The sequence below is a fragment of the Streptomyces gardneri genome (assembly GCF_006539185.1).
Taxonomy (GTDB): Bacteria; Actinomycetota; Actinomycetes; order Streptomycetales; family Streptomycetaceae; genus Streptomyces; species Streptomyces gardneri.
The window spans coordinates 1-11,611 of the sequence record NZ_BJMN01000099.1; the positions used below are offsets into that span (position 1 = coordinate 1).

Here is an 11,611-nt window from a genome sequence, read left to right on the forward strand (position 1 = left end):
GGGGGATCCGAAGATCCAGGACCCGAAGGTCCAGTGGACGATACTGGGATTGAACCAGTGACCCCTTCCGTGTCAGGGAAGTGCTCTCCCGCTGAGCTAATCGTCCTTGGAGGTGGAGACGGGATTTGAACCCGTGTAGACGGCTTTGCAGGCCGTTGCCTCGCCTCTCGGCCACTCCACCAGGAGTGATAACGGGGGTTCGGGAAGATCCCCCACATCGAGCGGACGACGAGATTCGAACTCGCGACCCTCACCTTGGCAAGGTGATGCTCTACCAACTGAGCCACGTCCGCTTGTCGTTTCCGTTTCGCTTGCGCGTCCCGGCGACGTGTTGAACTCTAGCGGATTCCTGGGCCAGTACAAAAACGCGTTTCCGCAGCGTGCTGACCTGCGCGCCGACCGGGGCGCCCGCCACGACGCCCCGGAGGGTTCGCGTGGCGTTCACTCGCGGTGTTCCCCGGGTGGCGCGCAGCCCTCGCGTACGCCCCCGCTCGTGGTCCCGCGCACATGGACCCCGGGTACCCGGTCCACCCGACCTAGACTCGACACGTGTACGACTTTGCTCCTCTGGCCCGCTTCGGCGGCCTCGTCGCGACCGATCTCCGGGACGTCACCCATGACCCCGAGGCACTGGACTCCGCCGGCTTCTGGGCCGTCTGCGCGGACTTCGAGGGCCGTCTGACCTGCGCCCGCTTCGGCGACGTGCGGCGGGACACGGTCCCCACGCCCGTCCCGGGAGCCTGGCGGGGCCCGGGGGCGGGTGACTGGACGTCCTCGCTCGACCGCGCCGCGTACATCGCGGGCGTCCGGCGCGTGCGCGAACACATCGCGCGCGGCGAGGTCTACCAGGCGAACCTCTGCCGGGTGCTGACCGCGCCGCTGCCGGACCCGGCCGCCGCCGACGTCGACGCCCTGACCGCGCTGCTGGCCCAGGGCAACCCGGCTCCCTACGCGGGAACGATTCGGCTGCCCGCGCACGGCGTGGAGATCGCCACCGCCTCGCCCGAGCTCTACCTCCGCCGCGAAGGGGCCCTGATCACCTCGGGTCCCATCAAGGGAACCGGCCGCACCGTCGACGATCTCCTCCCCAAGGACCACGCCGAGAACGTGATGATCGTCGACCTGGTCCGCAACGACCTGGGACGCGTCAGCGAGACCGGAACCGTCGCCGTCCCCGCCCTCTGCGCGGTCGAGGAGCACCCCGGCCTCGTCCACCTCGTCTCCACCGTCACCGGCGTCCTGAGCGAGGGCGCGGGCTGGCCCGAGCTCCTCGACGCCACCTTCCCGCCCGGCTCCGTCACCGGCGCGCCCAAGTCCAGCGCCCTGCGGATCATCGAGGCCCTGGAGACCGCCCCCCGCGGCCCGTACTGCGGAGGCATCGGCTGGGTCGACGCCGACGCGGGCACCGCCGAGCTGGCCGTCGGCATACGCACCTTCTGGATCGACCGCGCCGAGGGCGTGCTCCGCTTCGGCACCGGCGCCGGGATCACCTGGGGCTCGGACCCGGAGCGCGAGTGGGAGGAGACCGAGCTGAAGGCGGGCCGACTGGTCGCGATAGCGTCGGGCGCCTACGAACCAGGCGCCTACGAGGCGAGCGGAAAGGCCATCTCTCGATGAAACTCTGGGTCAACGGCGGGCTGCACGACGCGGAGACCGCCCGGGTCTCCGTACTGGACCACGGTCTCACCGTCGGCGACGGCGTCTTCGAGACGGTCAAGGCCGTGCGTGGTGAAACGTTTGCTCTCACCCTCCACCTGGAGCGCCTCGCCCGCTCCGCCTACGGCCTCGGCCTGCCCGACCCGGACCTCGACGAGGTCCGCCGGGCCTGCGCCGCCGTCCTCGCCGCCAACCCGATGGAGCTCGGCCGGCTGCGGATCACCTACACCGGCGGTCTCTCCCCGCTCGGCTCGGAGCGCGGCGACGCCGGCACCAGCCTCGTCGTCGGACTCGGCGAGAGCAGCCGCCGCGCCGACTCCACCGCGGTGATCACCGTGCCCTGGACCCGTAACGAGCGCAGCGCCCTCGCCGGCCTGAAGACCACCTCGTACGCGGAGAACGTCGTCGCCCTCGCCAGGGCGCGCGAGTGGGGGGCCTCCGAGGCACTCTTCGCCAACACCCTGGGGCGGCTCTGTGAGGGCACCGGATCCAACGTCTTCGTCGTGCTCGACGGCACGATCCACACGCCGCCCGTCTCCTCCGGCTGCCTCGCGGGCATCACCCGCGCCCTCGCCGTGGAGTGGACCGGCGCCGAGGAGACCGACCTGCCGCTGGACGTGCTGGAGAGCGCCGACGAGATCTTCCTGACCTCGACCCTCCGCGACGTCCAGGCCGTGCACCGCGTGAACGGGCGCGAGCTCGGCGGCACCCCCGGGCCGGTCACCGCCAAGGCCATGCGGATCTTCGACGAGCGCGCGGCCCAGGACCGGGACCCGCGCCTCGCGTGATTCCGCGTGCGTAAATCCGGATGACGGACGGCCCCGGGGTGGGTAGAACACCCATGATGACCACCACCCTGCGGCCGGCCGGGCCGCTTCAGCAGACGCCCGACGGCGGCCGTTCCCGTACCTACGACGTGTGTGTGAACAGCCGCCGCGTCGGCGCGGTCCACCTCTCCACGGATCCCGCCTTCGGCGCCGCCTCGGGCGTGATCGAGGGACTCCGGGTCGACGAGCCGGACCGGCGGCGGGGCCGGGGCACGGTCGCCGCGCTCGCCTCCGAGGAGGTGCTGCGGAGCTGGGGCTGCGCCGAGGTGCAGATATCGGTGCCCGCCGACGCGGAGGCGGCGCTGCGGATGGCCCGCTCGCTCGGCTACACCGAGCGCAGCCGGAACATGGTCAAGGAACTGGCCGCCGAGCCGCCGGCCCTGCCGGAGGGCGTCGAGGTCCGGCCCATGACCGGGAGCGAGTTCACGGAGTGGGAGGCGCGGGCCAAGGAGGGCTTCGCGCGGAGCTGGATCGACCGCGGCGTCCCCGAGGACCAGGCGCGCGCCAAGGCGGACGACAGCCACCGTCGGTACCTCCCGCAGGGCCTGGCCACCCCCGGCGTCGCGATCCACGTGGTCGTCCGGGACGGGCGGCCCGCCGGCTTCCTGTGGACCGGCCGCATCGAGCTCGAACCGGGGCGGTGGGCCGCTTTCGTGTACGACATCGAGGTCGCGGAGGAGCAGCGCGGGCGCGGCTACGGCCGGGCCCTCATGCTGCTCGCCGAGCGGGTCGCGCGCGAGACCGGGGAGGAACTGCTCGGACTCCACGTCTTCGCGGGCAACACCCCGGCCCTCCGGCTCTACGAGTCCCTCGGCTACCGCACGACCCTGGTGAACAGCGCCAAGGAGCTCCTGTAGGGACGCTCGGGCAGGGCGCTCAGCCCCGGAGGAGGCGGTCGGCGATGTCCTCGATGCGCTGCCGCAGGCCGTCCTGGCTCTGGCCGCCGTCGAGGCGCTCGCCGCCGATCACATACGTCGGGGTGCCGGTGACCTTGATCGCCTTGCCCTCGGCCTCGTCCGCGTCGACGGTCAGCAGGTGCCGGCCGTCGATCAGGGCGGTGTCGAACTCCTCGGTGTCCAGACCCAGTTCGGTCGCCACCTCCAGGAGCACCGGCTCGCCCCGGTCGCCGAGCTCGGCGGTCCTGGCCAGCAGCGCCTCCGCGTACGGCCAGCCCTTGCCCTGCTCGAAGGCCTCCTCGGCGGCCTGGGCGGCGGCGTACGCGTGCTTGTGCTTCGCCAGCGGGAAGTGGCGCAGCTGTACGTCGAGGCGGTCGCCGTAGGTCTCGCGCAGGGCGCGGACGTCGTCGAGGGCCGCGAAGCAGTCGGGGCACTGGAGGTCGAACCAGGCCTCGAGGACGACGGGGGAGGCGGGTGCGGTGGTGGAGTCGTTCATGGCAGCAGTGTCCCTCACCAGGCCCTGAGGAGGAGATCCGCCCGGGACGACCCGGAGATCTCCCTGAGAACGGCGCCGGGACATGGCCGCGGCCGTGCTCGGCGGTGCAGGATGGAAGGGACGTATCACCCGGACCTGGAGGATCGCATGCTCGCCGAGACCATCTGCTCCGCGGCGGCCGTGGCGGGCCTGGGCATCGCCGCGATCACGGCGTACCGGAAGCGCTTCCTGGCCGCCGCCCGGATCGCCGCCTACTCGCTGGTGCCGCTGGGCCTCGTCATGATCGGCGCCGTGGACTGGATCGCCGGCACGGCCTTCAGCCCGGTGGCCTGGGCCGGATTCGGCGTGCTCGGTGGCGCCTGGCTGCTCTTCTCGTCCACGCGGGCCGTCGAGCGGCGCCGGGGCGGACGCAAGGAGACCACCGGGGGAGCCGAGCCGCGTGCCGTCGCCCCGGCCGCTTCCTCGCCCTCGCGCGCAGCGGCGCCGAAGCCGCAGGCCGGCCAGTCCGCCGGCGAGGACTTCAGCGACATCGAGGCGATTCTGAAGAAGCACGGAATCTGATCACTTCTGGCGATTCCCGTTCCCGTGATCCACGGGAAGGGGTGAACAGCCCTTGCCGTGAGGCGTGTTGCGGGATTTCCCGGGTGGATCGTGCGTCATCATCCCCCCGAGATGCTGGATACCTCGCGGGAGCCCGTCCCCGCCGCCCCCGATGCCGCCGGACCCGTCGACATGCCCGCGGAGGACGCGCGCGGCTGTCTGTTCGCGCTCTCCCAGCCGCCGCTGATGATCTTCCTCGCGGTGATCGGCTGTCTGCTGCTGACGGCCGCCGTGCACGATCTCTTCGTGCTGTGACCGGGCGCGCGTCGACTCCGCGCGCGGCCGGCGGGCCGGACCGTCAGCCCGCCGCTTCCTTGCGGCGCGCCCGGTACGCGGCCACGTGCAGACGGTTGCCGCAGGTGCGGCTGTCGCAGTAGCGGCGCGAGCGGTTGCGGGACAGGTCGACGAAGGCCCGGCCGCAGTCCGGCGCCTCGCAGCGGCGCAGCCGCTCCTGCTCGCCCGCCACCACGATGAAGGCCAGGGCCATGCCGCAGTCGGCACCGAGGTGGTCCGCCACCGAGGCGCCCGGCGCGAAGTAGTGCACGTGCAGGTCGTAGCCGTCGTGGTCGGTGAGCTGCGGGGTGGTGCCCGCCGCCGCCACCAGCTGGTTGATCAGCGGGGCCGCGATCCGGGGCTCGGGGGCGGAGAAGACCGCGGTGAACTTCTCGCGGACATCGCGCACGGCCCGCAGATCTCCGGCGCCGAGCTCGCCCACGTCGCTGATCTTGTGCGCGTGCACGAAGGCCCGCAGCCCTTCGAGGTCCGCGAGCTCGTCGGGACGGTCGCCCTGGGGGGACGTGTTCATCAGATCGACGACGGTGTCGAGGGCGATCCGGGTGTCGTGGGGGATCAGCACGATTCGCTCCCTGGCCGGCCGCGGGCGGCGCCCGCGGAATGGCGCTGACTCTAGCGCGGCCGGGAAAGGGACAACGGCGCCCACCACCGCGCCGGCTGCGCGGTGGGGAACGCCGTCGTCGTGCCTATGTGACTGCCCACGCGGCGCCGTCGCCCCGAGTCGGACGGCGCCGTGCGGCTCTCGGCCTGGCTCAGCTGTCCGCCAGGATGTGGGAGAGCTCCGTATCGAGATCGAAGTGCCGGTGCTCGGTGCCCGGTGGCACGGCGGCGTCGGTCCGCTTCAGGAACGACTCCAGGGCCCTCGCCGGGGCCTCGAGCAGGGCTTCTCCCTCGGGGGAGCTCAACGCGATGCAGACGACTCCCTGGCCGTGACTACGGGATGGCCAGACGCGGACGTCGCCCGTGCCGGTGGGCCGGTGCAGCCCCTCGGCGAGAAGGTCGCGGGCGAAGACCCACTCGACCGTCTCCTCGGCTCCGGTGTGGAAGGTGGCGTGCACGGCATAGGGATCGGCCGTGTCATACCGCAGGCCCGCGGGTACAGGCAGTGAGGACTCGCTCGACACAACGAGGCGCAGGTGCAGCTCGCAGCTGACCGTGGTGTTCATAAGCGCCAGGGCCTTTCGCTCAGTGTGCGCTCGGGGATTCGCACGTCGGCGAAATCGACATGCCACCTCCAGTGCCGTTGTAAACCCCTCTGTCGGTTTTGTGATCGTTCAGGTAGCTCGAATGGCGGCGTGTAACTTCCGGTAATACCGCCATCCCGGTGGGACCCCCGCATCCGGTAAGTTAGAGGGTATGAATGCGGAGAGTGACGAGCGCACAGGGGATTCCGCAGCCGGCCAGGAAGCCGAATTGGGATCCCGCGCACCGGAGTTCATCAAGTCCCGACGGACCCTGCACCTGAGCTGGCAGGTCGGCGTCTTCGTCGTCGGACTGGCCGTGGTCGGCGCGGGCATCGTGATGCTGCCGCTGCCGGGACCCGGCTGGCTGGTCATCTTCGGAGGCATGGCGATCTGGGCGACCGAGTTCGTCTGGGCCCAGCTCGTGCTCCGCTGGACCAAGCGGAAGGTCACCGAGGCCGCCCAGCGCGCCCTCGACCCCAAGGTCCGCCGTCGGAACATCATCCTCACCACCATCGGGCTGGTGATCGTCGCCGCCCTGCTCGGCGTCTACCTCTGGCAGTACGGCTTCGTCATGCCGTGGAAGATCGACCGGTGATCGACCGATGGTTCGGGACCCCCGCTGACATGGGGTAATGTTTGCGGTGCGCCCGGGCGATTAGCTCAGTGGGAGAGCACTTCGTTCACACCGAAGGGGTCACTGGTTCGAACCCAGTATCGCCCACCACCCGGCCCGAAGGCCCGGAGACGGAACACCGTCCCCGGGCCTTCGGCGTTCTCGGGGTGTCACCGCATCCGCCCCAGCCGCTCCCGCAGCCGCCGGGCGTCCCGCAGCCGCTGCTCGTAGGTGGCGCCCACCGCGAGCAGCAGGAGCCCGGCGAGGGCCGGCGGCAGCCAGCGGGGCAGCGCGTCCACCACCTGCACGACGTACGGGGCGAGCTCGTGCAGCCCGTCCAGGGCCAGCGCCCCGCCGCCGAGCACGAGCAGCGCCTGGAGCCGGAACCTCGCGCCCAGCAGCGTGACGCCGAGCGCCGCGACCCCCAGGAGCAGCGGGCGCACCCAGTGCGGGTCCACCCAGGCCGCCACGAGGCTCGGCACCAGCGTCGCCGCGAGACCGGGGCCGTACGCCGTCCAGGACGAGGCCTCCCGGTCCCGGCGCCGCCGCAGGAACCCGACGACCAGCGCGGGCACCGTCACCGGCAGCGTGTACGCCTCCGGGGTCGTCACGTCCGAGACCGCGAGCCGCACCCAGGTGGCGAGCAGGAACAGGACCGCCGCCGTCCAGGAGGCGAAGCGCCGCCGCTCCGGCCGGACCGCCGTCGCCGCCGCGATCACCCCGCCGAGGGCGAGCGCGAGCGCCAGGAACGCGGGCCGGGACGCGGCGATCCCCAGGGCGAGCAGCCCCGCACAGGCGCCGGTGATCTCGACCGCCAGGGCCGTGGGGCCCGTACGCGTCCGGGCACCCACGGCCGCGGTGGCCGCCGGGACCAGGAGCAGTGCCACGGCCGTCCAGTGGTCCTCGAACCCGGCGGCCGCCGCCACCGCGAGGACGAGCCCCGTCGCCGTGAGGACGGCGGCGCAGGCGGAGACCACCCGGCGCGCACCCTCACCGAGCACGGCGACGCCCGTGAAGAGACCGAGCAGCAGCCCCAGCGAGGCGAAGGTCGCCCCCCGGACGTCCAGGGCGAGCGCGACCGCGCTCACGGCGGACGCGAGCCCACCGGCGTAGGCGCACCAGCCGAGGGCGGTGCGGGGCTCCACGACGGTCGCCCGCGTCGGAGGCCGCAGGGGCGCCCAGCCGGCCCACGGGGTCCCCGGGCCGGGGAGCGGCGGCGGGACGGGGCCGGAAGACTGTTCGGCCGCCGCGTCCGTCGCCCCGCGCTGCCGCAGCCCGCGCGTCAGAGGGCCGGGGCGGACGGCGAGCCAGAGGGCGGCCGCGGTCGTGAGGAGCTGGAGGACGAGCGTCGTCGCGTACGGCAGGTCCAGGGAGACCGGCAGGGCGGTGAGCAGCGCCCAGACCGCCGCGAGTGCGCCGCAGCGGGCCCAGAGCCGGGGGACGGCCGCGAGCGCGGCGGCGGACACCAGGAGGACCAGGGCGGCGGTCGCCGGGTACGAGGTCAGCTGGGGCTCGGCGTGCTCGCCGGACCACACGTCCGTCGTCCGCGCCACCGGCCCCAGGAGCCCCACGGCGGCGGGCGGCAGCGCCCACAGGCCGCCCAGCGCCACGACCCCGGTACCGGCGGCCGCCAGGCCCTGCCGCACGCCACGAGGCAGCCACGCGGTCTTGGCCGTCGTGCCCGGAGCATCCCGCGTGCCGTCCGCGCGCCACAGCCACGCCAGGGCGAGGCCGCAGAGCACATAGCCCGGGACCGTCCAGTCCGAGGGGAGCGCCGAGCGGAGGAGGCCGCCGAGGGCCGTCACCGCAGACAGGCCCGCGAGCACCGAGGCCGCCACCGCGAGCCCGGGCCGCCGCCACGCCACGTACAGCGTCAGAGCCGCACCCGCCAGGAGCAGCGGCGCGCCGCTCCACGGGGAGCTCAGGGAGAGCCACACGCCCGTCAGGAGCGACCAGCCGCCCAGCGCCGTCGCCCCGGTGGCCGCCGTGATCCGGACCGCGGTCGGACGGGCCCACAGCACCGCCGCCGCGTCCGCCGCGGCCGTGACCAACGCCGCCCAGGCGAAGGCCGTCGGGCCGCTCCCGGCCGCGAGCGCGCCGAGCGGCAGCGGCAGCTGGGCCGCGACCACGGCCGCCGGCAGCGGGATCCGCAGCCGGGGGAGCGCCGAGCCGTACGCCGTCCACGCGCCCGCGAGGACCGCGGACGCCACCGCCGTGTAACCCAGGCCGTCGGTCCCCGCCAGCGCCACGCGGTGCAGCGCGTACGCGTCGAGGATCATCAGGACGAGGCCCAGCGCCGCCACCGACTCGGCCGTCGAGACCAGACCCTTCCGCAGCAGCGCCACCGGCGAGGCCACGGCCGCCGAGGTCACCACGAGCAGCACCGCCGCGCGGCCGCCGATCCCCATCGAGCCCCAGCTCACCAGCGTGAAGGCGACCGCGGCGATCGTCAGGAGCGTCCCGCCGAGCGTCAGCAGCACGTTCTGCGCGCTCCGCGGGGTCGAGTCCGCGACCATCCCGGTCCCGGGAGGCGGCGGTGTCATCGCCCGGACCGGCGCGTACAGCGCCTGGATCAGCCAGGCGCGGCGGGCCAGCAACTCGGTCCGGCGCGCGTCGAGTCGCGCCAGCTCGCGGTCGACGAGCACCAGCTCGTCCGCGGGCGGCAGGGGAGTGTTCATACCGGGAGTGTGGCCCCGGCCACACGGGACGGGAATGCGTCGCCGTACTCATATCCGGGCCTGAGTACCCCAGACTGGGCGCATGGACTGGTGCCGGTACCGCTTCCGGAGCGTCTGGCGGCTCGCCGCCCCGCCCGACGCCGTCTACGCCGTACTCGAACGCGCCGAGGAGTACCCCCGCTGGTGGCCCCAGGTGCGCGAGGTCGTCCCTCTCGACGACACCACCGGCACCGCCCGCTTCCGCTCCCTCCTCCCGTACGAACTCGTCGTCACCGTCCGCGCCCTGCGCCGCGACCCCGACGCCCGGATCCTGGAGGTCGGCCTCGGCGGGGACCTGGAGGGCTGGGTCCGCTGGACCCTCACGGCGGAAGGGACGGGCACCCGCGCCGTGTACGAGCAGGAGGTGGAGGTCCGCGCCCGGCTCCTGCGGGTGCTCGCCGTCCCCGGACGGCCCGTCTTCCGGGCCAATCACGCGCTGATGATGCGCGGCGGCCGACGTGGACTCGCGGCCCATGTGGAGGAGCCGCTCGAAGAGCGTCGTTGAGGGGCGGTGGTCGGGCGACGGGCGGGTGGTTTGAAGGAACCCCTCGCGGGCCTGTATGGTTCAACCCGTTCCCGGGCGATTAGCTCAGCGGGAGAGCACTTCGTTCACACCGAAGGGGTCACTGGTTCGATCCCAGTATCGCCCACCGGGAAAGGCCGGTCCGTCGAAAGACGGACCGGCCTTTGTCATGCGGCCCCATCTCTCAGGCCGCCGTGCGCAGTTCCGGTCGCAGCGGCCACGCCGGGTCCACCGTCTCCGGTGTCCCCTGCCGTGTGAACCAGGCCTGGAGACCGCGTGCCTGAGCCGCGTGCCACACCGCCTGGAGCGTGTGGAGCTCCGCCGGGGACAGCCGCTCCAGCCGGGACGAGAAGCGCCGGGCCACCGCCCGTACGAGCTCCAGCGCCGCCGCCGCGTCCGCCGCCGCGTCGTGCGCCCCCGCCAGCTCCACCTCGTAGTGCGCGCAGAGGTCGGTGAGCGTGCGGCGGCCCTTGCGGTAGCGGTCCAAGTGCTTGTCCAGGACCCGCGGATCGAGCACGCACAGCGGGGTGCTCTCCAGATAGGTGCCGAGCGAGGACGCCCGGTGCCGCCGGAGCTCGCGGTCCAGGATCGTCAGATCGAAGGGCGCGTTCATCACCACCAGCGGACGTCCCGCCGCGGTCTGCTCGGCCAGCGCGCGCGCCAGCTCCTCCATCACCGGAGCCGGCCACCGGCCGTTCCGCTGGAGGTGATCGTCCGTCAGGCCGTGCACCGCGGTGGCCTCGGCGGGCACGGGTATGCCCGGATTGACCAGCCAGCGCGTCACCCGCGGCCGCGCCCCGGCCGCGTCCTGCACGACCAGGGCGGCCGAGACGATCCGGTCCCCCTCGACGTCAACTCCTGTGGTCTCCGTGTCGAAAGAGGCCAGGGGCCCCTCGTACCAGTGCGTCGTCATCCCCGAACTCCTCGCGCACGTGCGGCAGATGGCCAACCCCCTGCCCCGAAACGGTGATACCCGCACTGTTTGCGCCGTACGCGGACCGGTCACAACAGAGGGGACGGGGAAGGAAAAACGACATGGCGCTCGCCCAGCCCGAGTCGGGAGGGCTGCCGCCCCAGCGGCTGACACCGACGCGCGGCTCACTCGCCACCACCGCATGCATGGAGACCCTTCAGGTGGGATACCTGCACGCCGTCGCCGCCGCGGCCGGCTGCTCGCTGTCCCAGCCCTTTCCGGACAACGGCATCGACTGGCACGTGAGCCACGGTTCGCCCGGACACACCGTCGACGACGAGGTCACCATCAAGGTGCAGCTCAAGTGCACCTACCAGATCCCTCCCCGCCCGCCGGGGAACGCCTTCTCCTTCACCCTCGACAACGACCACCTGGTGAAACTCGCCCGGACCCCCGTGTCCGTGCACAAGATCCTGGTCGTGATGCTCGTCCCGAGGACGCAGGAGGACTGGCTGCGGGCGAGCCATGACCGGCTCGACCTGCGGCACTGCTGCTACTGGACCAACCTGGCCGGGCACCCGGTCACGGGACGCCGCCGGACCACGGTGCGCATCCCGACGGCACGGATCTTCGACGACCGGGCACTGTGCGAGATCATGACCCGGGTCGGCGTGGGAGGGAGACCTTGATGCACCGGCCTATCGACGAACCGGGGTTCGGGGAGCGGGACGGGGCCGGGCACGGCCCCGTCCCCGTTCCGCCGCCCTACCGCCCCCACCCGGCGCCCGGCGACACCCCGGGCCACTGGACCGGGATCCCCGCCCCTCCCGCCGGGCCGTGGGCCGACGCCCACGGCGCACCCGACCCCGGCCGGGTCGACCCGCGCGTCCTC

13 protein-coding genes, 5 tRNA genes and 1 pseudogene are annotated in these 11,611 nt (G+C 73.1%); 11 read left to right on the forward strand and 8 right to left on the reverse strand.

Annotated features, from left to right (window positions below; genetic code table 11):
• Window positions 1-34: 34 nt before the first annotated feature.
• From SGA01_RS40095 to SGA01_RS40105, 3 genes are all read right to left on the reverse strand, one after another.
• Window positions 35-106 (reverse strand) — tRNA-Val (locus SGA01_RS40095).
• 1 nt (window position 107) lies between these two features.
• Window positions 108-181, reverse strand: a tRNA-Cys gene (locus SGA01_RS40100).
• A gap of 39 nt (window positions 182-220) precedes the next feature.
• Window positions 221-293: transfer RNA gene (locus SGA01_RS40105), tRNA-Gly, on the reverse strand.
• Window positions 294-549: 256 nt separating this feature from the next.
• On the opposite strand from SGA01_RS40105, the gene SGA01_RS40110 reads away from it, so the two are divergent.
• Genes SGA01_RS40110 through SGA01_RS40120 form a run of 3 tightly spaced genes read left to right on the forward strand, consistent with a single transcriptional unit; the run spans window position 550 to window position 3,340 of the window.
• Entirely contained in the window at window positions 550-1,617 is a 1,068-nt protein-coding gene (locus SGA01_RS40110; protein WP_141303313.1) for a chorismate-binding protein, read from the forward strand.
• Entirely contained in the window at window positions 1,614-2,444 is an 831-nt protein-coding gene (locus tag SGA01_RS40115) for an aminotransferase class IV (RefSeq protein WP_141303315.1), read from the forward strand. Before SGA01_RS40110 ends, SGA01_RS40115 begins: the two co-directional genes overlap by 4 nt.
• A gap of 56 nt (window positions 2,445-2,500) precedes the next feature.
• Window positions 2,501-3,340 carry a GNAT family N-acetyltransferase gene (locus SGA01_RS40120; RefSeq protein WP_055646439.1) on the forward strand — a complete coding sequence of 280 codons (840 nt, stop codon included), beginning with the start codon at window positions 2,501-2,503 and terminating at the stop codon, window positions 3,338-3,340.
• A 19-nt stretch (window positions 3,341-3,359) separates the two neighbouring features.
• On the opposite strand, the gene SGA01_RS40125 is transcribed toward SGA01_RS40120, so the two are convergent.
• Window positions 3,360-3,875, reverse strand: a complete 516-nt coding sequence (locus SGA01_RS40125) for a DsbA family protein (RefSeq protein ID WP_141303316.1) — start codon at window positions 3,873-3,875, stop codon at window positions 3,360-3,362.
• Window positions 3,876-4,022: 147 nt separating this feature from the next.
• On the opposite strand from SGA01_RS40125, the gene SGA01_RS40130 reads away from it, so the two are divergent.
• Window positions 4,023-4,436 (forward strand): hypothetical protein, encoded by a 414-nt coding sequence (locus SGA01_RS40130; RefSeq protein WP_141303317.1) that lies wholly within the window; start codon window positions 4,023-4,025, stop codon window positions 4,434-4,436.
• 111 nt (window positions 4,437-4,547) lie between these two features.
• On the forward strand, window positions 4,548-4,730 hold the full coding sequence (locus tag SGA01_RS40135; RefSeq protein WP_141303318.1) for a hypothetical protein: 183 nt from the start codon (window positions 4,548-4,550) through the stop codon (window positions 4,728-4,730).
• Between the two features lie 43 nt (window positions 4,731-4,773).
• Here the strand turns inward: SGA01_RS40135 and SGA01_RS40140 are convergent, their stop codons facing one another.
• Together SGA01_RS40140 and SGA01_RS40145 are read right to left on the reverse strand one after the other, a co-directional pair.
• Window positions 4,774-5,331, reverse strand: a complete 558-nt coding sequence (locus SGA01_RS40140) for a CGNR zinc finger domain-containing protein (RefSeq protein ID WP_141303319.1) — start codon at window positions 5,329-5,331, stop codon at window positions 4,774-4,776.
• 190 nt (window positions 5,332-5,521) lie between these two features.
• Window positions 5,522-5,935, reverse strand: a complete 414-nt coding sequence (locus SGA01_RS40145) for an SsgA family sporulation/cell division regulator (RefSeq protein WP_015032345.1) — start codon at window positions 5,933-5,935, stop codon at window positions 5,522-5,524.
• Window positions 5,936-6,125: 190 nt separating this feature from the next.
• On the opposite strand from SGA01_RS40145, the gene SGA01_RS40150 reads away from it, so the two are divergent.
• Both SGA01_RS40150 and SGA01_RS40155 read left to right on the forward strand, forming a co-directional pair.
• Entirely contained in the window at window positions 6,126-6,548 is a 423-nt protein-coding gene (locus SGA01_RS40150; RefSeq protein WP_055644529.1) for a TIGR02611 family protein, read from the forward strand.
• A 54-nt stretch (window positions 6,549-6,602) separates the two neighbouring features.
• Window positions 6,603-6,677 (forward strand) — tRNA-Val (locus SGA01_RS40155).
• A 59-nt stretch (window positions 6,678-6,736) separates the two neighbouring features.
• Here SGA01_RS40155 and SGA01_RS40160 read toward each other — a convergent pair.
• Window positions 6,737-9,244 (reverse strand): SCO7613 C-terminal domain-containing membrane protein, encoded by a 2,508-nt coding sequence (locus tag SGA01_RS40160; protein WP_141303320.1) that lies wholly within the window; start codon window positions 9,242-9,244, stop codon window positions 6,737-6,739.
• An 82-nt stretch (window positions 9,245-9,326) separates the two neighbouring features.
• On the opposite strand from SGA01_RS40160, the gene SGA01_RS40165 reads away from it, so the two are divergent.
• Window positions 9,327-9,788 carry an SRPBCC family protein gene (locus tag SGA01_RS40165; protein WP_141303321.1) on the forward strand — a complete coding sequence of 154 codons (462 nt, stop codon included), beginning with the start codon at window positions 9,327-9,329 and terminating at the stop codon, window positions 9,786-9,788.
• Window positions 9,789-9,861: 73 nt separating this feature from the next.
• Window positions 9,862-9,933, forward strand: a tRNA-Val gene (locus tag SGA01_RS40170).
• 57 nt (window positions 9,934-9,990) lie between these two features.
• Here the strand turns inward: SGA01_RS40170 and SGA01_RS40175 are convergent.
• Window positions 9,991-10,719 (reverse strand): 3'-5' exonuclease, encoded by a 729-nt coding sequence (locus SGA01_RS40175; RefSeq protein ID WP_141303322.1) that lies wholly within the window; start codon window positions 10,717-10,719, stop codon window positions 9,991-9,993.
• Window positions 10,720-10,841: 122 nt separating this feature from the next.
• Between SGA01_RS40175 and SGA01_RS40180 the strand changes: the two genes are divergently transcribed.
• Window positions 10,842-11,408 carry a DUF4365 domain-containing protein gene (locus SGA01_RS40180; RefSeq protein WP_055644533.1) on the forward strand — a complete coding sequence of 189 codons (567 nt, stop codon included), beginning with the start codon at window positions 10,842-10,844 and terminating at the stop codon, window positions 11,406-11,408.
• Window positions 11,408-11,611: pseudogene (locus SGA01_RS40185) on the forward strand (hypothetical protein); the annotation flags it as partial. The gene SGA01_RS40180 and the pseudogene SGA01_RS40185, both read left to right, overlap by 1 nt.

What these genes read in the sequence shown, in the direction of transcription:
- SGA01_RS40135 (WP_141303318.1), top strand. Translation starts at nt 4,548, where the DNA reads ATGCTGGATACCTCGCGGGAGCCCGTCCCCGCCGCCCCCGATGCCGCC.
- SGA01_RS40130 (WP_141303317.1), top strand. Translation starts at nt 4,023, where the DNA reads ATGCTCGCCGAGACCATCTGCTCCGCGGCGGCCGTGGCGGGCCTGGGC.
- SGA01_RS40160 (WP_141303320.1), bottom strand. Translation starts at nt 9,244, where the DNA reads ATGAACACTCCCCTGCCGCCCGCGGACGAGCTGGTGCTCGTCGACCGC.
- SGA01_RS40125 (WP_141303316.1), bottom strand. Translation starts at nt 3,875, where the DNA reads ATGAACGACTCCACCACCGCACCCGCCTCCCCCGTCGTCCTCGAGGCC.
- SGA01_RS40165 (WP_141303321.1), top strand. Translation starts at nt 9,327, where the DNA reads ATGGACTGGTGCCGGTACCGCTTCCGGAGCGTCTGGCGGCTCGCCGCC.
- SGA01_RS40120 (WP_055646439.1), top strand. Translation starts at nt 2,501, where the DNA reads ATGACCACCACCCTGCGGCCGGCCGGGCCGCTTCAGCAGACGCCCGAC.
- SGA01_RS40150 (WP_055644529.1), top strand. Translation starts at nt 6,126, where the DNA reads ATGAATGCGGAGAGTGACGAGCGCACAGGGGATTCCGCAGCCGGCCAG.
- SGA01_RS40145 (WP_015032345.1), bottom strand. Translation starts at nt 5,935, where the DNA reads ATGAACACCACGGTCAGCTGCGAGCTGCACCTGCGCCTCGTTGTGTCG.
- SGA01_RS40180 (WP_055644533.1), top strand. Translation starts at nt 10,842, where the DNA reads ATGGCGCTCGCCCAGCCCGAGTCGGGAGGGCTGCCGCCCCAGCGGCTG.
- SGA01_RS40175 (WP_141303322.1), bottom strand. Translation starts at nt 10,719, where the DNA reads ATGACGACGCACTGGTACGAGGGGCCCCTGGCCTCTTTCGACACGGAG.
- SGA01_RS40115 (WP_141303315.1), top strand. Translation starts at nt 1,614, where the DNA reads ATGAAACTCTGGGTCAACGGCGGGCTGCACGACGCGGAGACCGCCCGG.